Source organism: Sporosarcina sp. ANT_H38 (genome assembly GCF_008369195.1).
Lineage (GTDB): Bacteria > Bacillota > Bacilli > Bacillales_A > Planococcaceae > Sporosarcina.
Window position 1 is genome coordinate 68,955 of sequence record NZ_VOBC01000006.1, and the last position, 24,400, is coordinate 93,354.

Here is a 24,400-nt window from a genome sequence, read left to right on the forward strand (position 1 = left end):
CTTATTTGATATCAGTTATAGTAAAGACCATGACCGCCGGCAAACCTTCGCATTCTTCTTTAAGCTGTTCTCTCCTGTGTTCGGTGGTCGTCAACCATACGATTGTCGGAAAATGACCTAATTTCTCTTCTATCGATCCGTTACGAAACAATTCTTTGTAACGTTTAATTTTGTTTCTATTTTCTTTCATTGTCTGCATGTTATCCACTTCGAGAAAATGTCTCCTATCCCAATTATCTGTGAACATTGAATCCACCACCACACTGACCGAACCATCAGACACTTTAATCTCGTTTTTCCACTTTTTCGGCATGTCGAAGAACAACCACATATCGTTACGCATTACGGTGTGATTTACATGCCCGCCCTTTTTACGTATCTTTTCACAGTCCACATGCGCCTTTCCGACTTTACTTAAATAGTAGATAGTCTGATACCCTTCACGGATGCTTGTTAAGTAATCGGAGATACCGCTAAGTATTCTATTGGTATTACGCTTTCCTCCTAGTTGGAAATATCTATTTAGTTGATCCCGAGTCATGAAATCAAACTTCTTCAAAAGTAACAGTATTTGTTCCTCGCGGTCTGCTAACCTTTTCAAAGCTGATTTCCTCCTTTTTCGCAGATTCAACAATTCTTTCTGCTATATAAGGTGCAATTGTGTTGTGGATAACCTCAGACGTCACTAGGGGAGTCTGTAATATTTCCCTTTTGTCAGCAGTCTGATAAATAGCCCTACCTTTGATTTGCGGAAGATTCTCAGCGCCTACTTCATCAAGGACAACCCTTGAAGCGGTAGCAGATTGAACGCGGAACGATAGTTTAGCATCACTATTCTGTTTACATTGGCGAGGTATAACGTCACCAGTAGGGTATTGGGTTGCTAGTATTTGCCTAAACCCTAATCCTGCACCTAGCCTGGCTATCTGACTCATAAGCGTTTGACATTCTTGTTTAAGCTTCCTATCTTCCTTTGTAACAGCTTCAGCAGGATTCAGTTCGCCCACTTCATCAATGATGATGAAATAGCGTTCTTTGATTCCTGCCTCCTGAACATTCTTCTTTCCCAAAGATCTCATTCTAGTTTGTATCTGTCTCATTTGCTGGTAAGCCATTTGCAATGTCTCTAATGCTTCATGAGGCTCATACGCGATGGATACAGTCTGTTTGACGTTCTCATAGTCGCACAACTCAACCCCACCTTTTAAGTCAATCAAGAAGAGTTTGACGTGATCGGGCTTGCTTTGCAACAAGCTAACAATCATCAGGTTAATGAAGTTACTTTTTCCGTATCGGGTAGCTCCACCAAGAACCATATGAGGAATCTTTTCAAAGTCATGAAACTTGAATGTATTCTTTTCCCTTGTCATGCCAACGGGGACAGACCATCCTTTACCGCATTGAAACGGGACGTGCGTGGGCATTGGTTCGTCATAAACCCTTAGAGTCAATAGTCCGTCAAACGACAATTCCAGTTCCTTCTTTTCCGTTAACTTGTTAGTCCATAACGTTTTCAAATTATCAATGATATTCGCATCCAGTTGGAGATCCTTCAAGTCACTCAATGTTATATGTTGACGCCTATTGTTTAGGCCGTCCTCCAAGATGCTTTGTTTGTTCAGATAGTCATCAAAACTTCTTCCTAGAGGAATCCGATATTTATATTCCCAATACCCATCATGCTTCTTTTTGCGAATAAGGTGAGTGGTCAATGTGTCTTTTCCGTCCTTCACATTCAGCCCGCTAAGAGAAATAATCCGTTGAATCTTCCCGGAATCGTTGGTTGTTAATCCCTTCTTTTTAACATAAGCCTTCAATGCAATCCCTCCCATAATCGAGGTAGTCACGATTTCGAATATCATTCATCTCTCCTCCTAAGTTTCAACGCCACAGGGTTATCTATCTATAGATAGAGTTGCAACCATCGAGCAATCGCAAACTGGCGCTTAACCCCTGTGGTGACTGAGTGTTTATTGTCCCGATGCACGGAACGGGTGGAATTGAATCGAGAACAGCATCGGGAATTGTATTTTCTTGATAAAATAACTCCTCAAGTAGTAATCAGGCAGTCAATCGGGAAGGTGAACAGGAACAACATCGAGTAACTAGTTTCATTTCTTATCCTGGCGATGCTTGAAATAAAACCTCAAGGCTTCACGATAAGTACGACTTCGATCACGTTTGGGTATCTTCTCAATTTCTTCGATTAAATCGGCATCGATTTCGGGATTCAGCTTCGCTTGAATATTTATTGTTGTTTTCTTTGCTTCCATTTCGTAGCCCTCCTTTATCTCTTTTTATTACTTTTTACTACTCCTTATCACCATATGTCGGGAAGATATAGAACATGCCTGTCCATTAATAAAAAGTGATAAAAATTATAAACTGTCAGCGGTCGAAGCTCTCGAAAAGCTTGTATAGGTAGCGAGTGAACATCCTGCACTCGTAGCCGAAATGAGAGGGGAATTCATGGAGTTACCCGCGGCAACAGTTAATCTCACAGCCAATCAAAACGAGGCTATTCTCTCCGGAAACAGCTCGGAGGTTTATACAACAACCTATCGCAAAATGCAATGACAGAGGAAGGCTGAGAGGTAACAGCAATCGTCGAACAAGCCGACGCAATGCGAGACGCATAGGTCTTTAATTTACCTGGAAAAACGCCTTCCAAGAAATTTTACCACTTACAAAGCATTACAATAAAGATCCGCAGGCTTATTTTGATCAAATGGGGGAGTGGAGTCATGGGGAAAAGAGGACGTCAATCGGAGTACGTCGTTTTGATGGCGAAAGAGCTCCTTGTCGAAATGAAGCGATGCACGCAATGCAATGGGTAAGGAGCTCTACTGCTACTATCGCGACAAGTGAACTGCAAACGGTTTATTGGGGGTGTGTAAATCGTGTCGACGTGCTTATGTTATCGAATATCGACACAAGAAGTGAAAAAGGAGACGGGGGGCGAATTAGTTCGTCTCCTTTTTGTGTCTATCCATGAATTACCGTACTATTTGTTTCTGAAAATGAAAACAACCCGAATTAGAGTCAGTAGGAATTGAAATTACGTTTAGCGATTTAAAGAAAACCTACGGCATCGAGTAATAACTTGAAAAACTCTCCGATTTTCTAGGGTGTTTTTTTATGTAGCTAACTACGATAAATATATATCTTACCGGCGAAGGATCTCAACATGGATGCTTTGAAAAGTCTGGCTAATACAAAGTGGAATATATAGCTTTCATCATATAGACGAAGGCTGCATTAAAAAGCAGCATATATATAATTGTTTAAATATACGCCTTTATCGCTAAAAAATAATAGCTGCTTAAAATATTTGACTTATCACCAAAAACAGAATACAATAAAAAAAGAAGCTGCTAGTTAAAGCAGCTAAATTTAACGGGGGTTATAAAATGGCTATAAAAATTAAGCAATCACTACTGGTAAACGCATTTAACGATCCTACTAAAGAAACTGTCAATAAATCCGTTAGTCAAATTTGTAACGAAGTGGGTATGGGGCAAATTATTATGCCTATATTTCAACGTGATTTAGCATGGACTACAAGCAAAAAAGTAGATTTGTATAACTTCCAATTAAACGGATCTGCACCAGTAGCACCAATTTCCATGAACAAAATTGGTGCTAAAAGTGTTGATATGCCTCATGTTACTTTGTTAAATAGATTGGAAGTAGATAATAAGAATAATATACAAGGAAATCTAAGTGTAGTAGACGGGCAACAAAGGATTAGCACTAACTACCAAGCTTTTATAAATGATGAGTCCATTAGAAGCATTGTCTTGGATATATCAAGAGGAGTTTTCCTAGATATAAAAGACAAAGATATTAAAAAAAATCAAATTCCTGTTGGCGTACTATATAACCAAGATCCTATCGTCTATACAGAATACATTAGGACTCATCCTCTTTTGATGGAGTTTGATGTATCTTCACTATTAGGTCAAATACGTACAAAATTCAACAACTATTTTTACACTGTGAATTTTGCACATGATCTGCCTGGTGAAGAACAAATTAAGTGGTTTGATGTTTTGAATTTAGCCGGGAGTCGGGTGCCGGATATTCAAATGAAGCTTACACGCTTACAAATAAATGGATTAGATTTTTACAAAGATTACTCAAAAGTTTTCCGAGAAAAGCTAGAAATTAATGGACTGGATTTGTTTGTTCAAAAAAATACAGAAGTATCAATTCCTTTAGCTACACTAAATCCGGCATTTGAAATAACTCTTGGTAAATCGCATACATCTAATTACAGTCCTATGGCATCTGATAAAAAAGAGTCTATTATTATTGAAATGACTTCTGATAAATTGAGTGACTGTTTTGAAATGACTCTTGCAGGTTTAGATCGCGCATTGGAATTCATCAATGAAAACAGTTTGTTGGATCCAGAAAGAATTGATTATATCACGTATCTTACTGGCTACTTTGTTTACAAAAATGGTGAACCTCTTGCAAATTCTAGTAACCAAAACCTTATTGATTGGTATACTAGTGCGGATTTCGGAAGCAAAACTAATTCGGAAAGACGTGAAATGTTTAATGAAATATTATCTTTATAATCTCCGTTTAACGGTGTTATAAGCTCGTGATGATAAGTACGCCCATCCAAAGCAGGGGCATCTGATAATATGGCAGTAAATCGAGAGTCGAGGGAGTAAAATCCTTTCGGCCCTCTTTTTTTTGCGTTATACGAGGTTCATTGCGTTTTGCTGCTCAATATCGTGCCGAGAAAGGCCCTACAAGCGATTTATCTTTCGTTCATCGACCAACTATGCGTTATAAAGCGATCTACGGCGTATAAATAAGAAACATAATCGACCCATTAATCACATTGTGGACGACACCCTACAAGACTTTTAAACGAATACTCAACAGTTGGTGATTAATTTTTTTTACAAAGCGTCCTGTGAAAGTGTGTACTGAATCATGCGCATATTAAAGGAATAATGGAAAACCGGTCGATTATTTATCAATCACACATAAAGGTCAATTTTTCCGTGTGGTGCAAGTAAATCAAAAATCCCTAGAAGTACAAGGCTTTAATTTTTGGAAACCTAATATAAACTACTGGGGTTGTAATATGTATCTTTGTAATTTTGTAATTGACCTACGATAAAGCTAATATTAACAATGGTTTAAGTAATTTTAAAACCAATTACAAAAAAGATGTTACTAGAAAAAAATGACAAATGAAATGCAGGGGATTACAAGTTGTCATTTCTCTTGTAATCGTCTTTATTGTTGGTATGACAGTGTTTGCAGTTTGGAATTACAAAATTACAAGTTTTTCGGAGTATATATAGCTTTCACAAATACTTTTACTATAGGTCACTATATTGTGACGGGGTGATATCATTGGTATGATAGTAATAGATCTATACTCATTGAGTGGAGTGTCTATACTAATCATGTATAAGAATTTCTTAGGGACATAGATAGTGAAATGTCGTTGTGAAAAGTTGGGTAGATGTATAAAGACAAGTGTAATAAAATTTAGTTTTATATAAGGAGAATATTATTATGGTTACAAAAAAAGTAAAAGAAGAAAAGTCAATAGAAGTTCAATTATGGGATACAGCGGTGAGGTTGCGTGGAACAGTTGATCCTGCATATTATAAAAACGTAGTTTTAGGTTTGATTTTTCTAAAGTTTATTAGTGATAATTACGTAGAACAGCGAAAAAAGCTAATTGAAATGGGACAAGAGGCGTTCATTGATATGCCAGCGTTTTATGCACAAGATAATACATTCTATCTACCGGAAGAATCACGTTGGAGTTATATCATTGATAATGCAAAGCAAAATGATATAGCCATAAAAATTGATAAAGCGCTAAGTGATATTGAAAGCAATAATAAATCCTTAATAGGTGCATTACCGGATAATAACTTTTACTCTAACTTAGGAATAGAAAGGTCTAAATTAGCTTCTTTACTCGATGCAATTAATAAAATAGATACCCAAAAAAATCCGGAAGTCGATCTGATTGGACGTGTTTATGAATATTTTTTGCAGAAGTTTGCGATTGATGGGGGTAAAAAGGGAGAGTTTTATACACCAAAAAGTATTGTGAATTTAATGGCAACAATGATTGAACCATATTCGGGAATAGTTTATGACCCTTGTTGTGGCTCTGGGGGGATGTTTGTTCAATCAATGAAGTTTATTGAAAGCCATCATGGAGATAAACAGAATGTGTCTATTTACGGCCAAGAGCAAAATAGAGAGACTTTTAAATTGGCAAAAATGAATCTTGCATTACGTGGTATTGGTGGAAATCTTGGCGAGGAGGCTGCGGATACCTTTGCAAAAGATCTTCATAAAGACTTAAAAGCAGATTATATTATGGCGAATCCACCATTTAACCTGAAATTGTGGCGTGAGGATAAAGAATTATTAAAAGATGAACGATGGCAAGGATATGATGTACCGCCTGTTAGTAATGGTAACTATGCATGGATACTAAATATTGTTTCTAAGTTATCATGTAATGGTATTGCAGCATTCTTGCTCGCCAATGGTGCGCTCAATGCAGGTGGGGAAGAATATAAAATCCGGAAAAGGTTGGTTGAAAATGGTTTAATTGAGGCGATTATCGTCTTACCTCGGAATATGTTTTACAGTACAGATATTAGTGTCACCCTTTGGATTATTAATAAGAATAAAGCTGCTAAGATATCCTCAAGAAATCATGTGGAAGTGCAAAATCAAGACCCTCAGGATGAGGTTCTGTTCATGGATTTGAGAACTTTGGGTGTTGAATATGAGAAAAAATATATCGAACTAACTGATGAAGAAATTGAGAAAGCCACAGAAATTTATCATAACTGGAAAAAAGGAATTAACTATGAAGATATTCCTGAATTGTGTTATTCAGCGAATACAGATGAAATTAGAACACATGATTTTGCTCTAGCTCCAAGTAAGTATATCGAATTCATTGACCGTGATTCAGGATTGAATTATCACAATGAAATGGGAAGAATACAGAAAGAATTCACTGATTTGATGCGTGCGGAAAAGAAATCTCAGCAAGCGATTGTGGACGCATTTAAGGGGTTAGGTTATGAAGTTAAACTATAAGAAAATTGGAGATTATATTGAATTAGTAGATAAAAGAAATGTTGGAAATGAGTATACGGTAAAAGATTTAAAAGGGATAAGAATTGATAAGACATTTATCCCTTCCGTAGCTAATGTTTCGGAAACGGATCTGTCAAAGTACAAAATAGTTGAGAAGAATGTTTTTGCTTTTACTCCAATGCAGGTAGGACGCGATAAGACTATTCGTGTAGTGTTGTACAAAGAAGAGAAACCAGCAATAATTTCACCAGCATACTTAACCTTTGTGGTGAAAAGGCCTGTTGAGCTGTTACCGGAATACTTAATGATGAATTTTCTACGTACAGAATCCGATCGATATGGCTGGTTTATCAGTGATGGTAGTGTTCGCGCTAGTTTAGAGTGGGATAGGTTCTGTGATATTGAGATTCCACTCCCATCGATTGAAAAACAAAGCAGCATTGTAGACTTATATAATTCTGTGAAAAGTAATTTAGAATATTTGAGGTCTAGCTGCAGAGATTTACAAAAAATAACTGAATCTTACATTGATGGGGTAAAAAAAACAGTAAATCATGTAAATATAGGCTCATTCATCGAAGTAATTGATAATAGGAATGCTGAAAATAAATATACTGTTCATGATTTAAGGGGGATTAATATAAAGAAAACATTTATCCCTTCTGTAGCTAATGTATCTGGTACCGATTTATCTAAGTACAAAATAGTAGAGAAAAATGTTTTTGCATTTTCTCCAATGCAAGTAGGACGAGATAAAACTATACGAGTAGTCTTGTACGAGGATGATGTGCCGGCCATTATATCACCAGCTTATATCACCTTTGTGATTAAAAATTCCGATAGAATATTACCGGAGTATCTAATGCTGAACTTTATGCGACCAGAATCCGATCGATATGGCTGGTTTATCAGTGATGGCAGTGTTCGCGCTAGTTTAGAAATCAATAGGTTCCGTGATATTGAGATTCCACTTCCATCTATTGATGAACAGCGTGCAATTGTTGAGATACATCATGTTTTGCGCAATAGAAAGGAAATAGCCGACAAATTAGAAAAACAAATTAAAGATTTAACACCAATATTAATACGAGGAATAGTAGAACAAATGGATACAGGTAAAGAAAGGTAGGGTTGAAATGACAAAATTTGATGAAGCGCGATTAGAAGAATCAATTATTAAAATGCTTGAAAAACAAGGCTATGAGTATTCTTTGGGATCAAATATTGTCAGGAACTATAAAGAAGTTCTTTTAGAGAAAGACTTAACAAGTTTTTTAGCTAAACAATATGAATTAAACGGAATAACTGATTTGGAAATCAGCCGCATTGTTTCTTCATTAACTACCATTTCTTCTTATCCTTTGTATGATGCTAACCGTAAAATTATTACGAAAATATCCGATGGGTTTATTTTAAAAAGAGAAAATCCACAGGAGAAAGATTTTATGGTGTCGTTAATTGATTTCGAGAATCCTGGAAATAATAAATGGCGTGTTGTAAATCAATTCACGATTAAGGGCCCTGAAGAAAACAGACGTCCGGATGTTTTGATTTTTATTAATGGATTGCCTCTTGTAGTTTGGGAATTTAAGTCTGCCATAAGGGAAGATACAACCATTACGGATGCGTACACCCAAGTTGCTGTACGTTACCGCAGAGGAATTCCAGAGTTGTTGAAATATAACGCACTTACAGTTATTAGTGATGGTGTGAATAATAGGTATGGATCAATCTTTGCTCCACAGGAATACTTTTATGCTTGGAGGCGAGTAAATGAAGATTCAAAAGAAGTCGATGGCTTAGATTCCTTATTTACTATGGTTGAAGGTCTATTTGATAAAAAACGATTGTTGGCTATTATCAAAGATTATATTTACTATCCCGATGATTCCCAAAAAGAAACTAAAGTTGTTGCGCGATATCCACAATTTTTTGCCGCGAATAAATTATTTAAGAATATTATGAGTCATTTAAAACCCGATGGGGATGGAAAAGGTGGCACATACTATGGTGCGACCGGTTCCGGAAAAAGTTTCACCATGCTCTTTTTAACTCGATTATTGATGAAAAGTAAAGTTATGAAGAATCCTACTATCATGATAATCTCAGATAGGTCTGATCTTGATGAACAGATGAGTGGGCTGTTTGTTGAGTCGAAGAAATATATTGGTGACGATATTGTTATGAGTGTTAAATCACGTCAACATTTGAGAGAAGAGTTAATGGATCGTCAAAGTGGCGGTGTCTATTTGACAACTATTCAAAAGTTCTCTGAAGACACCAAATTACTCTCTGAACGAACAAACATTATTTGTATCTCGGATGAGGCCCATCGCTCACAAACGAATTTAGATAAGAAAACCCAAATTACTGATTATGGAATAAAACAAAGTTATGGTTTTGCAAGGTATTTACGGAATGGCTTTCCAAATGCATCATTTGTTGGCTTTAGTGGAACACCAGTTGATGCAACAATAGAGGTTTTTGGCCCCGTGATAGATTCTTATACTATGACAGAATCGATTCGTGATGGTATTACGGTAGATTTAATTTATGAGGGGCGGGCGGCAAAAGTAAATCTTGATGAGAGTAGATTACAAGATATTGAAGACTATTACCTTCTTGCGGCAAAAGAGGGTGCAAATGAATACCAAATTGAAAAGAGTAAAAAGGTTGTTGCAAGTCTTCAAGTTATACTCAAAGACCCAGATAGATTAAGATCTGTTGCAGAAGACTTTGTTGCCCACTATGAAGAACGGGTAGAAGAAGGGGCAACTGTTGAAGGGAAAGCAATTTTTGTGTCTTCAAGTAGAGAGGCAGCACATTTAATTTATCAATTATTAAAAGAAATACGTCCTAATTGGTTTGTTTCACAAAAGCTTGGTGATGAACAAGATTCTAAGTCGATTGAAAAAGTAAAGTTGGTAATGACAAGGAATAATGATGATGAAAAAGAGTTATATGATATGCTTGGGGATCCCGATTATCGAAGCAGTTTAGCTCGTGAGTATAAAGTGGTAAACTCGAACTTTAAAATTGCTATTGTTGTGGATATGTGGTTGACGGGATTCGATGTTCCATCATTAGATACGATTTATATTGACAAACCCATTCAAAAGCATTCATTAATTCAGACCATATCTCGCGTTAACCGCGTTTATATAGGGAAAGAGCGAGGTCTAATTGTTGATTACATTGGAATTAAAAGGAACTTAAATGAGGCAATGCGCCAATATACAAATTATCAATCCGAGGAATTACCTGATATTACTCAAGCAATCAAAATTGTCAGGGATGAATTAGAAGTGCTAGATAAAATCTACTATAGATTCAACAAAGAAAGATATTTCAATGGAGATTCACTCGAGCAATTGCAAAATATGAAGGATGCCGTTGAGTTTGTACAAGTAACAGAGGAGCTAGAGAACAGATTTATGTATTCTGTTAAACGTCTGAAAAGTGCATTTAATTTATGTAGTACTTCAGATGAGTTTACTTGTCGTGATCGAGATAATATTTCGTTCTATACCGCGGTTCGATCAATTTTATTTAAACTAACCAAAGGGGAAGCCCCTGATTTACAACAAATGAATGCAAAAGTAAAAAAGTTACTTGAAGCTGCACTTATATCAGACGGTGTAGAGCCAATATTTGAGATTGCTAAAGATACGAAATCTAAGGAAAGTGAAATTGATATTTTTAGCGACGAGTATCTAGCTAGAATAAATGCTATTGTTAAACCGAATACGAAAATTAGGATATTACAGCAGCTACTTCAACAATCAATTGAAAACTTCAAAAAGGTTAATAAGATAAAAGGTATAGAGTTTGATGAGAAATTGAGAAGACTAGTAGCGTCTTATAATGATCGACGCAAGGAAGAAGCTTATGCATCGCAGGTACTTGACGAGGTGGCTGAACAGCTTTCTGAGTTAATGCAGCAACTAAAAGATGAGAAAAATTCATTCAAAAAAATGGGAATAGATTATGAAGAAAAAGCATTTTATGATGTATTGAAGCATGTTCGTGATTCCTACGAATTTGATTACCCTGAAGATAAACTAATTCAACTTTCTAAAGAAGTTAAGAAAATTATAGAAGATAAATCACAATTTACTGATTGGAATTCCAGAATGGATATTAAAGCCCAATTACAAGTTAATTTAATCCTATTATTAGCAAAGAATGGTTATCCTCCCGTTGCCCTCGACGAAGCTTACAAAGAAGTACTGGAGCAAGCGGAAAACCTCAAGAAGAATATTTAGAAAATTCACACACATATATCATTAAGTCCTCTATTTCGAATATCTTAAAGTGCCCGTGCAATACTATATTCGGAATTGATTCTTGAAATGCATCCCACACAAATTAATCTACTTCCTGCTTGAAAAGAGCATAATTGAAAACTGCTATCATTTTGTGTGATAGACAAGGCAGACAGGCCTTCAGAAATAGAGGAATTCATTAAAGTTCAAAACGACAAATCTCGATTTCGGAATTTGTTCTGAAAGAAGTTTGGAAACATAAGGATAATAAGGATGAGTGGATGGAACTTGTGGGTGACCTATACCAGAATGAAGACCTAGTGATTTGCACGAATACGGGAACCATGCAAGATCCACGTAATTTGGTCAGGGTCATTAAGCGTATGACGAAAGAGGCTAAAGTGACGGCAATCCGATTTCAAAATATGCGACATACGCACGCTTCTATCCTGAAAGTGGCAGGAGTTGACATCGTTAAAATAGCGGCTCAACTTGGACATGTGAATCCCAAAATCACATAGCGACGTTGCTGAAGTATTTCACAATGCGAGTCAAAAACATGATGATGAACAATAAAAATAGTGGCGGACAAATGGCGAATATTAGGTGGGAAATCCCGAAAAAAAAGACCTCCAAGCACAAAGCCTGAATGTCTTTTTTATAAAACAACCTTTGTTCCTAAAGATTTTTTGTGGATTTGGCACCCAATGGTCCCGACTAGTCTTGAACTAGCGACCCCTACCTTGTCGAGGTAGAGGCGCGTTAAGTCTACAAGATAACACCTGTTGAGGCTTAAGACGTTATTAATTTGTATCTGTCGCCAAATCATTATATGGAGTTGGATGATGTGAACATAATATGACCACTTTTTTGACCACTTTAATTTATTGCTCCATGTAAACATAGGAACAGCATAAACATAGAATCCTTACAACTAGGGGGAACTTTAGATATATATCCTGCTATTTGTAGCATTGAGTGATGGGCGGCATGATGTAAGTCGTCATCCTCCATTCAAAAAGCGTCAAATCCTTAAACAGGATTTGGCGCTTTTTTTAGTGGGATTGAATAAGTGACTTTCACACAAAAGAGTTGCTTGTGATTTACAAGGTGTCACAGCTTACAGACTACTCAAAAAAAAAGTTTCTTTCAAAGGTTAGTAAAGATGCCAACATTTTGCTAACGCAATCAAGTAAAAACATTAAATTCCCATTAAAGATGTTACACTCCTTATTTTTAGAAACATTGATATATCGCACTTTTGGCACATATCGCGATAGATATTATACATTTCCATCTTACGGTCGGCATGATGTAATAAAGCCTTCAAACCATTGTTATAACTGGGTTTGTAAGTAAGATGAAAGTGAAATGCTATCATAAAGGATAATAATTGAGGCTTCTCATTAGTTGTGTAAACTTTTGAGGCGCTTCTTTTTTCATTTCTTGGGTAACATGAAGATAGACAAGTTATTGTTTCATCAATCTTGATATTTTATACGCTCACTATTTTTGATGTATTAGTTATTGTATTATGGATAATAGAACGACTACCTAAATGAATATTTATAATATAAAAATTAAGGAGAATTATATGTCCTGGAGCAAATTGAAGCAACAACTGGAGAGTTTTCTCTGTCCTGCGGTATATGGAAGGGTTGAATACCGTGCAACCGGCTATCGTTATTTACCAGATAAAGTAGGACTTTGTTATATTGCGGTAGATAAAAAGAATGTACTCAATATGAGTGATAAAACTAACTTAATCAGATGGTATCAGACGGAGCAGGAAATTAAGAATGATTCAAATATCCAAATTCCTATCAGCAATGAAGAAATTGAAGCTGTCAGAAAAGATACCAAGGGAATAGTTCCAGAGGATCGTCTTAAAGTAATTGCAAGAAGTAGAAAAATATCAGAACATGCAAAGGAGCTTTTGTCAGCACAGTCATCATTAAGTAAATCAAACTTTATTGTTGTAGCTAATAAGTTTTTATCCACTCCTATAGAGGAGAGTATAGAGAGCAATGATATCCTATTGAATATTTTAGCTTTGGTGGACAGACGGGTTGGAAAAAAACGTATTTTAAACATGACTGAGAATATGAAGTTAAAGCATCCAATTGTGCAGTATTTTTATGAACTACGGCTTAGTACGTTATGATCATAAATAACTCATCACCTGAAAACCTTTCATTACTTATTGATTTCTCTCATGTTCTACCCAAGAGAATTTATTCATTTGTTATTGAGTTTACTGAGCTAGCAATTAGAGTAATAAATTCGGGGAAATCAGTGGTTAACTCTGGATGAAGAACTCTAGAGCTTTTTATGAAAGTAAATACAGGACTCAAGATGTAATTTTAGTTAGGTTCACACGACCACATCATTTAATACCTCTGTGACCTACAATCAACGCAAGAAGAGTGTGTGAATAAATGCTAACATTTTGCTTAGGCATTCAAATGAAAAACGGTAAAGTTCCGTTAAAGATGTTACACTTGAGATTCTCAAAACCTTGATATATCGCACTTTTGGCACACAGTTTTAAAGTTATTACACACTTTCACCTTGCGGGCGGCATGATGTAATAAGAACGTATAAACCATTATAAATAAGTGTTTGTATGTATGATTTACACTACGTGACCACTTCATTGTATAAAAAATTGAATATGACTAATTTTAAAGAAGGTCTTTCAGCAGTTTACCGAACTGTTGGGATGCCTTTTCTTCGGTGTATTTTTAATATGTGCATAGAGATTCATTGTTGTATTAATGTCTGAGAGACTTATACTTCACCCTTACTACATATAAAATAGTAGTGCTAACCATTGCCATGGTCTGCACTACTAATCTTTATATGTTCTCAATGCTTTTTAATTCTCGTGGATCAAAAGCTTAGGATTATGAATTTTATTCTTTTAAGAATTTAAATGGTGATACGCCACGATTTACGGTGCTAGGAAGCATTCCTTCATATAAAATATCACCTGTTGCAGCATGGTATGCTACAACATACAATATTGCCGACGTTGATAAAAGCAGTGTACGTAACGACCTAATCGATTGTCAGTAACACAGAAGAAGGGAGAAAAGATTGGAGAAGAGTTAACAAAAAAGTGAGTCTAATTTAATCAGATGTAGAGAGATTAAATCCAAGAAAATAGGGATTCGAATTGTATATCGGATTATTAGTGATAAAGCTGAGATAGTCGATATTATTTCGAGTGGGAAACGTGGATAATGCTAATTCCACAAAACATGCTGTTAAACGCAAAAAAACACTTATGAAATCATTAGTGATTCTAAAAGTGTTTTTTGTTGTTTTTAAATCCTGATGTCATTCACACTGAAATGAGAGACCAAATAATATAAACAGGCACCACAAATATTTATTTCTAGTTGTATTAAATTTCGTTATAAGAGGTGCAATATCATTTATGCTGATTTTTTAGCCATTCTATTGCTACGTTTGCGTGTAGAGCAGCACCATACTTAAATATATCCTCATTTTGTTGCATACGAGGGTTGTGAACAGGGGCTTCTCCTTCTTTTCCGGTACCTAACACAACAAATGCAGACGGTACTTGTTGAGAGATATAAGAGAAGTCTTCTGAGCCACTCATTTGCCCATTATCCACAACATTCTCTATACCAACAACTTCTTCTAGGAAAGAGGTGATTTCATCAACAAATTCAGGATTATTGTATGTCGTTGGTGTGTGGAATTCTGTTGTGCTATATTCTCCACGCCATGCTTTTACAACATGATCAATCATCTCAGGGATTCGTTGACATAAATGATCTCGCGTCTCCTGATCATAACTACGCATATTTCCGCTTAACACTGCTTTTTCTGGGATCACATTCGTCACAGTACCACCACTCATGGCACCTACGGAAAATGTAACATGCTGATTTGGAGCAGCTTCACGTGTGAATAATAGATTTAAACTGGTATAAAGTTGATTCATAATCATGTTGGCATCAATGGTTTTATGGGGTTGTGAGCTATGGCCACCATATCCTTTAATATCCACAATATACGAATCCATTGCTTGTGTTAATGTCCCTTTACTGACTGACAGCGTTCCAGCTTGTTGGTCTGGCATAATATGAATTCCGAAAGCAGCATCCACTTTTGGGTTTTCAAGTGCCCCATCATCGATCATTAACTTAGAACCGTATCCCCATTCTTCACCAGGTTGGAAGAATAATTTTACAGTACCTTGTAATTCAGCTTCATGATTTTTCAAAAGTTGGGCAGCTCCTAAAAGCATGGCAACATGTGAGTCATGACCACAGGCATGCATAAGACCAGGTTTTGTTGATTTGAATTCTGATTCTACTTCTTCCTCAATGGGTAATGCATCCATATCAGCACGGAGAAGAATACAAGGAGAACCTTGACCAATCGTCGCGACAACACCTGTACAATTTACTTGTTCAGGAAATCCAGCTCTTGCATACTTTTCTCTAACCTCAGGTGGTACTACGCCACAGGGCTTATGTTCTATTCCGATTTCATCAAGACGTTGTTGAATGTATCGTTGTGTGTTTGGAAGATCGAACCCGATTTCTGGGTTTTGATGTAAATATCGACGGTCTTTAATAATTTGTTCTTCATATATTTTTGAGTCTTCAACAATGTTAATCATGTAGACATCCCCTTTTTTATTTACGAGATTATTTGTTGCAAACCTACTGAGTATCTAAAAAACGAATATTGTTTGTTCATGGTCGTTATTAGGCTGGTCCTAAACCTATATAATGAGCGACTATGATTAATACAAATGCGGCAAAATGTAGTAACATGAATAATTTTAATGAAAACTTAACCCAATCAGCATAATTTACATTAGCCATTCCGAGTGCAGCCATTAATCCGCCAGAAGTTGGCCATAAATAGTTCGTAAATCCATCCCCAAATTGATATACAACAACCATTACTTGCTGGTTGATGCCTAGTATTTTCCCGAGTGGCCCCATAATTGGCATCAAGATCATTGCTTTTCCACTTCCGGAAACAACAAAGAAATTGAAGAAGATAACGACTAAGAAAAGAACTAATAAAGTGATAACGGATCCAGTATTGCTTAATAATCCAGATAATGCATGGACAGCTGGATCGATAATTTGAGCTTGATCCATTAAAATCATGACAGAACGAGCAAAACCAATAGCTAGTGCAGTTGGTAGAAGTCTTGCTGCTCCTGTTCCAAATGTAACAGCTGCTTCACTAGGATCCAGTCTTAACATGATGACTAAGAATACAGCATAGATAGCATAGACAGCAGATAACTGCGGCATTCCCCAACCAAGTTGAATGGCACCATATGCACCACCAACTAAAACGGCCACTAACCCCAATAAAGCGATCTTTCTTGGTAATGTAAACTCTTCTTCCACATACTCAGCTTTTTTTGTGTTTTCTAGTTGTTCTATATATTCTTCAGCCACAATACTTTTCATTGGGTTTGCTTTGGTTTTATTAGCATACCGTAGAATATACACCATAGAGATGACTATAAAAATCACCAGTGCAACGATGCGGAAAACCAGACCAGAATAGATAGGCAATCCTACAATCGATTGACTAACACCCGTCGTATAAAAATTCACTGCGCCTGCAGTAAAACCAATCGCCAAACCAACTGTTGACGTAGCGAAGGCGGTTATTCGGTCATATCCCATCCCCATAACGACAGCCATTGCTAGCGGGATGAATGGGATTCCTCCTTCACCGAAACCAATTGTCCCCATAACAGAAAACAATGTTAGTAATACGATGATGATAAGTTTTTCTTTGCCTCCAGCAACACGCAATAGCTTATGTATACCTGCTGTAATTGCGCCTGATTTTTCAAGAATATAAAGGGCACCACTTGCAAATAGTAGCATCACAATGATATCGGCAGATTGTACAACCCCATTATGTAAAGCTGTGAAAAAATCCATAAATCCAATTGGCTTGGCTTGATCGACATACTCAAATACCTCTGTGTTCAGTTCAGTGATACCTGTTTCCGGATTCACATTTCGTTCATACTGCCCACTTGGTACAATCCAAGATAATACGATTACCAGTAACATAACTAGTAAGAACATAATATAAACATGAGGGAAGTTAAACCCTTTTCGTTTTTCCTTCTTTGACATGTACTTTCCTCCCAATCCCTCTACCTACTTGTTAACTATTATAATTCTGTTAAGCCCTTGAATAGTTCAACTCCTGATTCAATAAGTTCGTCACGAAAGTCATACGCATGGGTATGAACATGCGGGTGATTTTCCCCGTTGCCGATGAAGCAATAAGCACCCTTTGTTAACTTCGTAAAGTGTCCAAAGTCTTCTGAACCACGAAATGCTTCCTGTAGTTCAAGTAATTCCATTCCCTTGTCTTTTGCAACAAGACGAATTTTATCTGCACTTTCTTTATGGTTTACCGTTTCAGGGAATTCATCGTTATAGTGAAAACTTACTTTTAACCCATATTCCTCTGCTTGAGCTTTAGCGAAATTTTCAAGGTTTACTTGAAGTCGATCCAGCTCTTCTTCATAGAGGGCTCGTATTGTCATGCGAATATCTCCTTTTGATGCAGCAATACCAAATGCTTTTTCACCAACATCGATTTGTACAACAGTACAAAGGACAAGACCTTTATTTTTTTTCGGTGAGATGAATTCTGGAATCTCTCTGACAATATTAGAGAATGCCAATGATGGGTTGATTCCCGTTTCGGGCTGGCTGGCATGGGCAGGAGCACCTTCAAAGTGTATGGTCATTCCTTTAGACGCACACAACATTGTTCCATCCAAAATTCCTACAGCTTTGTAAGGGAAATCACTCATATTATGATAGGCGAAAATTTCGTCAATATTATGTTCCTTTATGAAATCAACACATTGAATCGCACCATCTCCTGTTTCTTCAGCCGGCTGGAAGAGGCAAAAAACATTTTTATCTGAACCATTTTGATCAATTTCAAGGGCAAATCCTGCTAGTGTCGCTGAGTGCCCATCATGCCCACATTTGTGTGCTTTTCCAGGGATTTTAGAAGCCCATGGGAGATCAATGACTTCGTCCATTGGAAGTGCATCAAAATCTGCACGAAAAGCAATATTGGGCTTATTATCTCCTGCACGATAAATTGCATAGAACCAATTTCCTTTATCTACAATTTCAAAGTTTGTTGTATGCGTTTTCAAAAAGTCGATTAAGTGTTGTTTTGTCCAAACTTCTTCGTTAGAAATTTCAGGATGTTGATGCAATTCATGTCGTAGTTTCTTGGCTAATTCAAAATTCCGATTTTTCAATACCCACCAAACCTCCTAGCTTTTTCTCTCAATGTACTAACGTGATTTTCGCAACGCAGAAATGTTAGTCAATTTCGTATATTGTATATTGTACATTATATTTTATGATTTTCAATAAAAAAATTCTGTTTTTTCGAAACAGAATTTTTTTAACTTATTAATTTTGCGGATTATAGAGGGATGACCTCCGCTTTTTCTGTATTCCAATGTACTTCTTTCATGAAGAGTTCTAATTCAGCTGAAGCACCGTTTCTAAACAGTTCCATCATCTTTCTATGTTCGTTGTTTGTTTGTGTAAGTCTTTTCGTTGTTAATTCGGGCTCAGCAGAACCATCAAAATTCTTCAAAAACTTCTTTTCTAATTGAAGCAAAAGATTTACAAGACTTTTGTTTGGACAGATGGATAGATAGACATTATGAAAAGCTTCCTGCATTTTATGATACATGGAGAAATTCCCTGTATTAATGGCCAAATCAATACTCTGGATATAGAATTCCATTTCTTTCATATGTTTCTCAGTTAATAATGGGGTGGCAAGTGAAGCAGCCAAGCCATCCAATGCACCAATGATAAAGAAGGTTTCTTTCGCTTCTTCCTTTGAAAGATTTTTTATAATAAATCCTTTTCTTGGTATGTTTTCTAATAACCCTTCCGAAGAAAGCTGTATGAGTGCCTCTCTAACCGGTGTCCTACTAACTTTCAAAGCCTCGCTGATCGCATTTTCATTAACTTTACTTCTAGAAATCAGCGTTCCATTGTTGATTTGCTCTACGATATAGTTATATACATGGTCCTTTAACGATAAATAATTATTCATATAATAACCCCAATGTCTTTTTTATATTCTATTATATATATTATTTTTCGGAAACTCAATTTCTAAGTGGAATATATAGGGAAAATAAGAACGGTGTGATGGCGAATATTTGGTCATTTAAAAGAGTTTTGCAGAGATAAAATATACAGGCTGAAGAAGAAAAGATTTGAATTATATAGGCGGCACTTAATAAATAGAATGCTCTTCCAACACCGCTTTATTGCTACGACTCACACTTGTCGCTCCTTCGCTAGATTTGTTCGTTATATTGGTGAGGTATACGACCTAGTTAATTCTAAATAAATAGTGCCAAATATATAATCTAATTCAAATTAAGATGAGCATGTAATAGAAAAATGGATAAGTTTTTATTACCATAATTTTGACCACTAAAAGTATAGAATACTGTATTTTCTTGTAGAAACGAAAATGTTGAAAACCTTGCAAATAGTGATCTAAAGTCGTTATAGAGTTTTAGATAGTCATGTAAAGTTAAGAATGAAAGGGGATGTATGATGTAAATAGAAATAAACCCCTAAGGTCTTGATTTATCAAGTTCTTAGGGGATATTTATTTACGAAATGATAGAAAAAGGTTGCCTAGTTCTTTGGTGATTCGGATTTGATTCAGAAACAGGCATTTGAATTTTTTTTTGCAGTGAGAGATGCGGAAATAGCACAAGTTATGGATTGGCAGCGTATTTACTACTTGTACCTTTATCGTTTAGTGAAGGTGTTTTTTAGTAACTCAAGGCTTACTAGATAACATCAACAACAGCAGGGGTATATTCTTTGCTGATATTGTTATTGTTATTTTTATTGTTATCGTGATTGCTATCGACACCAATACCGCTTTGACCTTCGTTAAGGTTACCATTAAAGTTACCATCATTATCATGAATGTTGATGGTGAAATTCGTATTATAAACTTCGTTTATCCACCCATATTGAAGTGAGTGATTTTCTATAGCCGATTTTGCTCCTGCGCTAGGAGAACTTTCACGCGAATTATTGTAACCGTGTGGTTGTATACTAGCCGCGTCAACTGCTTTGAATGGTCCAAGCTGCTGAAAATTACCTCCACAACAGAAACCTTGTTTAAATTTAGTAGAATTCATATATATCACCTCCTTTCTTAACTATCATATTCAAAGCAGTTGTCAGGCGGACGGGCTATCGACTACTTGTCTATCGCAACTTTTAATTTTTTTTATAGTAATGTAGATTTTTCGGAACATCTTTGTAATCGCCAAAAAGATGCCTCGAATAGCTGAATGTCGCTATTCGAGGCACCTTATGATTTTTGAATCCAAAAAAACAGCCACCTTAGACTTAGTGTCAAGGCAACTGTTTTAAATAGGGTACCCCATTTGGTGATTCTAAATACATTATCTAAATAGGAATTAATGCTTCTTACGAAAGAAGTTGAAAAGCCAAAATGGCTTTTTATTTTTATGTTGCTGTCGTTTCATTTCAGTTTCATTTGGAGCATTTACCGCCTCGATTACAGCTAGGTCATTTACTTCATCGGAAATCTCAATAGGCGCATTGTCCATCTCGATTAGAGCTACATTATTTACTTCATCTAAAATCGTAATAGGTGCATTGTCCACCTCGATTAGAGCTACATTATTTACTTCATCTAAAATCGTAATAGGCGCATTGTCTACCTCGATTAGAGCTACATTATTTACTTCATCTAAAATCGTAATAGGCACATTGTCCATCTCGATTAGAGCTACATTATTTACTTCATCTGAAATCGTAATAGGCGCATTGTCCATCTCGATTAGAGCTACATTATTTACTTCATCTGAAATCGTAATAGGCGCATTGTCTACCTCGATTAGAGCTACATTATTAACTCCATCGGAATTCTCAATTGACTCAACGTCCACCTCGATTGGAGCTACATTAGGAACTTCATTGGAAATCTCAATTGGTTCATTGGTCACCTCGATAAGAGCTACATTATTCACTTCTTCAGCATACTCTCTCACCGTTTCGTTTTTACTAGAAAAGTTAGTAGTTAAAGCTTGAGCGGAATTGTCGTTGACTCTCATTGGAATTACTTGTTTTTTAGAGAACTTACTAAGATGAATTACTGATGTAATAGGAGCATTTCTATATCGACCATTATATAGTTGGTTAGGATTAATGCCGGTCGATGGGAAACCTGTATTTTGAAATTGCTGCTCTTCTGGATACTTCATCTGAATAGCGTGGCTTGTGATAGGTGGTTCTTCCTTGAGGCTATTGATCTTCGTTAAAAGATTTTGTAGTTGTTTAAAAGATGGTGGACCATTTGAATGTTGAATTGAAGAAATGGATGTTTGGTCTTTTGTTTGCGTAGTTTCTTCTATAAGATTTCCCACTCTTACATCACTTGTGGAAATGTTTGCGAGATTTTGTGTGTCGGCCGGTGCATCAATGTGTTCTATAAAATCATTACTACTATTATTAGCTATTTTATTGATAATTAATGAAATGTCTTGATTCAACTCTTCAACAGTTTGGTTAAGAGAAGTAATCTGAACCGAAAAGTTTTTTACTTGCTGCTCATGCGCCTCGATTTGTGTACTTTGTTTTTCATTCAATTTTTCTATTACCCCTTCTAAATTTGAGATTTGTGTTGTAAACCCCTTAAATTCACTGTTTTTGTAAAGATAGTCGTCAATTGAATTTCCTGTTTTCAATGTAGTTAAGGTGTCTTTATACATTGCGACTTTCTGCTTCAGTTTTTCAATATCATGAGCGGTGTACAACTTAGAATCTCCCATCGCTTTTCACCCCTTTGCAGTTCATTCCATTCTATTCTATTAATGATGTTTTCATTGCGTGATGAATTGTCACTTTCAGCCACTGAATAATATATGAATAAGAGCTGGATTCTCGCAGGATGATATCCTTCCTGCAATAATAATTTATTATCAATTACTCCTTAGCTCTTCCAAAATCTGTTCAATTTAATAAATATCTCGATAAGTCATTTCTTTGCCTATACACACATTTTTTCACATCATATGCTACCAAAGAAAGATAAAAAAATTTGGAGGTGTCTGCAAAGTGCAAGAAAAAAAACATTGTGATGGGAAAGAACTAATTTGTATAAATGTCGACAAGGTTTATGATTGGATTGTTAAAGAAAAGTCGTTTGATGTTAATTTTCCTTCAGGGAAAGAGTTTCTTTTTACCCCTACGAATATGGTACCGAAAGAAGATTACAAATTCAGTGGGTTTAATCATGCGACCGTTACATGTGAAGTGACTCCTGATAGGCATCATCCAGTTGTCATCCTAGGACGTGAAGATCGTCCGTTTTGTATTGATGGAAAGAACGTTATACTTCAGCAGCTCAATATTCGTAAGAACTTTGTGATAACCCTTACTGTAACTTTAGCAGATGGAACGGTGTTGACTAGCAAATCTCCCGAAAATGAGTATTTCAACTCAGATCTAGCGTTTTCACGTTGTGAGCAAGTTACATTATGTGCTCCAGAAGGAACAGACGTTGAAATAACGTTCACGAATCTAGATTGTTTCGTGTGTACTACTGGGAGACTTGAGGGAGAAAGCCATAGTCCATTTGATGGTGGGATCAAATTCTCAAATCTATCTATCTCAATAGATACATGCCAAAGCATCCAATCAACATTCCCAGTTACTGTTGAGTTTTTAGCTGATTACTGTGAACCAAGAGACGATTTACCAATTGCTAGCCCTGGACCAATGCGTCCGCAACAATGCTCTGTTGTTTTCCCTGATGATGGCCACGGGCATTGCTGTCACTAATATCAGTTATTGGTGATAATGGTTAAGCAAAAAACATATCTTAAAGGGAGGGAATTCCTCTCTTTATTTTTTTTTTAGGAAAAGGGGTAGGGAATGGTGGGACACAATAGTAATGATGTGGAGGCAAAGATTAAGAAGCTCCAACATCAAACGGAATCATACTTGTCTGAAATTAAAAAAATGGTAGGTGAGCTCAATGAACCTGCGAGAACGAATATAATAAGCTATTTTACTTATTCATTAAACATCTCTCACGACCCGGAACAAGAGAGCCTATGTGTCGGGTCATACCATATACATAATTTAGGTAACCAGCCAATCACAAATCCTTCTGTATGCATAAAAGTATCTAAAGAGTCTTCCTTCTCCTTTTCAGGGAGGTACGTTTATGCGGATTTTAAGCAGTCATTGAAAGTGGCTGATGGATGGTTACGTACAAATGAAAAAACGAATAAAGAGGAATTTTGGCTCAAACCATTAGGGAAAGCATCCATTGAACCTAATGAGACCATTTCATTTTCAAACTTCCAGATTACATGGTCTCCAAAAGAATCCTACGCGGGTAGTATTTTGGGATATACGTATAGTGATCAACTGGAAGATGGAATTGCTGTGATTAATCCCATCAATCTTAATGGAACTGTGCATAAACAGGGGGATGAAAATGAGTGATTTAGATGGAAAAGATCAAGAATTAGTTATGAAGCACATCATTCATCAATTTATGGAAAATCAGCTGAATGTACTAAAAGAGGATAAACTGGAAACCAATAATAGCTTTGTGTTTTTAGAGAATAGCACATTGAATATGCTGATTCTCTCTCTGTTTATGAACGGACAACGTAGAACCGGTGGAGATGTGAATGAGGATTCTCAAATGAAGATTTTAGAGGAACTTGACCATATAATTGCAGATAGCAAAAAGGGATTTGAAGAGATTATTGCTTTGTTAAAAGAAATATGACAGTGGCAAGCGGAGAAGTCAGACTGACGACGAAGCTACCTGGCTTATGGCGGGTGGTATCCCTTAAGCACCAAAGCGTTTATCAATAGAGTCATTCTATTAAACCTAATTTAGTGTAGATTTTGCTTGAGGAG

Annotated in this window: 18 protein-coding genes; 9 read left to right on the forward strand and 9 right to left on the reverse strand. The window is 36.3% G+C overall.

The window, feature by feature from the left end:
- Nucleotide 1 precedes the first annotated feature (1 nt).
- From FQ087_RS21090 to FQ087_RS22685, 3 genes are all read right to left on the reverse strand, one after another.
- On the reverse strand, nucleotides 2–601 hold the full coding sequence (locus tag FQ087_RS21090) for a replication-relaxation family protein (protein ID WP_255452491.1): 600 nt from the start codon (nucleotides 599–601) through the stop codon (nucleotides 2–4).
- Nucleotides 546–1,862, reverse strand: coding sequence for an FtsK/SpoIIIE domain-containing protein (locus tag FQ087_RS21095; RefSeq protein WP_149582571.1), 1,317 nt, complete (start codon nucleotides 1,860–1,862; stop codon nucleotides 546–548). The genes FQ087_RS21090 and FQ087_RS21095 overlap by 56 nt, the downstream gene beginning before the upstream one ends.
- 249 nt (nucleotides 1,863–2,111) lie before the next feature.
- Nucleotides 2,112–2,273 carry a hypothetical protein gene (locus FQ087_RS22685; RefSeq protein ID WP_188006856.1) on the reverse strand — a complete coding sequence of 54 codons (162 nt, stop codon included), beginning with the start codon at nucleotides 2,271–2,273 and terminating at the stop codon, nucleotides 2,112–2,114.
- 1,137 nt (nucleotides 2,274–3,410) lie between these two features.
- Here FQ087_RS22685 and FQ087_RS21100 point away from each other — a divergent pair.
- The 6 genes from FQ087_RS21100 to FQ087_RS21125 all read left to right on the forward strand — a co-directional run bounded on the left by FQ087_RS21100 (nucleotide 3,411) and on the right by FQ087_RS21125 (nucleotide 13,539).
- Complete coding sequence (locus FQ087_RS21100) at nucleotides 3,411–4,586, forward strand: GmrSD restriction endonuclease domain-containing protein (RefSeq protein WP_149582572.1); 1,176 nt, start codon at nucleotides 3,411–3,413, stop codon at nucleotides 4,584–4,586.
- A gap of 961 nt (nucleotides 4,587–5,547) precedes the next feature.
- Nucleotides 5,548–7,110, forward strand: coding sequence for a type I restriction-modification system subunit M (locus FQ087_RS21105; RefSeq protein ID WP_149582573.1), 1,563 nt, complete (start codon nucleotides 5,548–5,550; stop codon nucleotides 7,108–7,110).
- Nucleotides 7,094–8,239, forward strand: coding sequence for a restriction endonuclease subunit S (locus FQ087_RS21110; protein WP_149582574.1), 1,146 nt, complete (start codon nucleotides 7,094–7,096; stop codon nucleotides 8,237–8,239). The genes FQ087_RS21105 and FQ087_RS21110 overlap by 17 nt, the downstream gene beginning before the upstream one ends.
- 7 nt (nucleotides 8,240–8,246) lie before the next feature.
- Entirely contained in the window at nucleotides 8,247–11,375 is a 3,129-nt protein-coding gene (locus FQ087_RS21115; protein WP_149582575.1) for a type I restriction endonuclease subunit R, read from the forward strand.
- 281 nt (nucleotides 11,376–11,656) lie between these two features.
- Nucleotides 11,657–11,896, forward strand: a complete 240-nt coding sequence (locus FQ087_RS21120) for a tyrosine-type recombinase/integrase (protein ID WP_149582576.1) — start codon at nucleotides 11,657–11,659, stop codon at nucleotides 11,894–11,896.
- A gap of 1,073 nt (nucleotides 11,897–12,969) precedes the next feature.
- Nucleotides 12,970–13,539 (forward strand): SF0329 family protein, encoded by a 570-nt coding sequence (locus tag FQ087_RS21125; RefSeq protein WP_149582577.1) that lies wholly within the window; start codon nucleotides 12,970–12,972, stop codon nucleotides 13,537–13,539.
- A 1,272-nt stretch (nucleotides 13,540–14,811) separates the two neighbouring features.
- Here the strand turns inward: FQ087_RS21125 and FQ087_RS21130 are convergent.
- The 6 genes from FQ087_RS21130 to FQ087_RS21155 all read right to left on the reverse strand — a co-directional run bounded on the left by FQ087_RS21130 (nucleotide 14,812) and on the right by FQ087_RS21155 (nucleotide 22,290).
- Nucleotides 14,812–16,035, reverse strand: a complete 1,224-nt coding sequence (locus tag FQ087_RS21130) for a M20 metallopeptidase family protein (RefSeq protein ID WP_149582578.1) — start codon at nucleotides 16,033–16,035, stop codon at nucleotides 14,812–14,814.
- Between the two features lie 88 nt (nucleotides 16,036–16,123).
- Nucleotides 16,124–17,536 (reverse strand): YfcC family protein, encoded by a 1,413-nt coding sequence (locus FQ087_RS21135; protein WP_149582579.1) that lies wholly within the window; start codon nucleotides 17,534–17,536, stop codon nucleotides 16,124–16,126.
- A 38-nt stretch (nucleotides 17,537–17,574) separates the two neighbouring features.
- Nucleotides 17,575–18,693: a M20 metallopeptidase family protein gene (locus FQ087_RS21140; protein ID WP_149582580.1), complete on the reverse strand. Its 1,119-nt coding sequence runs from the start codon at nucleotides 18,691–18,693 to the stop codon at nucleotides 17,575–17,577.
- A 170-nt stretch (nucleotides 18,694–18,863) separates the two neighbouring features.
- On the reverse strand, nucleotides 18,864–19,511 hold the full coding sequence (locus tag FQ087_RS21145; RefSeq protein ID WP_149582581.1) for a GntR family transcriptional regulator: 648 nt from the start codon (nucleotides 19,509–19,511) through the stop codon (nucleotides 18,864–18,866).
- A gap of 757 nt (nucleotides 19,512–20,268) precedes the next feature.
- Nucleotides 20,269–20,628, reverse strand: coding sequence for a hypothetical protein (locus FQ087_RS21150; protein ID WP_149582582.1), 360 nt, complete (start codon nucleotides 20,626–20,628; stop codon nucleotides 20,269–20,271).
- 285 nt (nucleotides 20,629–20,913) lie between these two features.
- Complete coding sequence (locus FQ087_RS21155) at nucleotides 20,914–22,290, reverse strand: hypothetical protein (protein WP_149582583.1); 1,377 nt, start codon at nucleotides 22,288–22,290, stop codon at nucleotides 20,914–20,916.
- A 286-nt stretch (nucleotides 22,291–22,576) separates the two neighbouring features.
- Here FQ087_RS21155 and FQ087_RS21160 point away from each other — a divergent pair, with 286 nt between their 5' ends.
- The 3 genes from FQ087_RS21160 to FQ087_RS21170 all read left to right on the forward strand — a co-directional run bounded on the left by FQ087_RS21160 (nucleotide 22,577) and on the right by FQ087_RS21170 (nucleotide 24,266).
- Nucleotides 22,577–23,302 carry a BMQ_0737 family morphogenetic spore coat protein gene (locus FQ087_RS21160; RefSeq protein WP_149582584.1) on the forward strand — a complete coding sequence of 242 codons (726 nt, stop codon included), beginning with the start codon at nucleotides 22,577–22,579 and terminating at the stop codon, nucleotides 23,300–23,302.
- A 93-nt stretch (nucleotides 23,303–23,395) separates the two neighbouring features.
- Complete coding sequence (locus FQ087_RS21165) at nucleotides 23,396–23,974, forward strand: hypothetical protein (RefSeq protein WP_149582585.1); 579 nt, start codon at nucleotides 23,396–23,398, stop codon at nucleotides 23,972–23,974.
- Nucleotides 23,967–24,266: a hypothetical protein gene (locus FQ087_RS21170; protein WP_149582586.1), complete on the forward strand. Its 300-nt coding sequence runs from the start codon at nucleotides 23,967–23,969 to the stop codon at nucleotides 24,264–24,266. Before FQ087_RS21165 ends, FQ087_RS21170 begins: the two co-directional genes overlap by 8 nt.
- The last annotated feature ends 134 nt before the right edge of the window (nucleotides 24,267–24,400 follow it).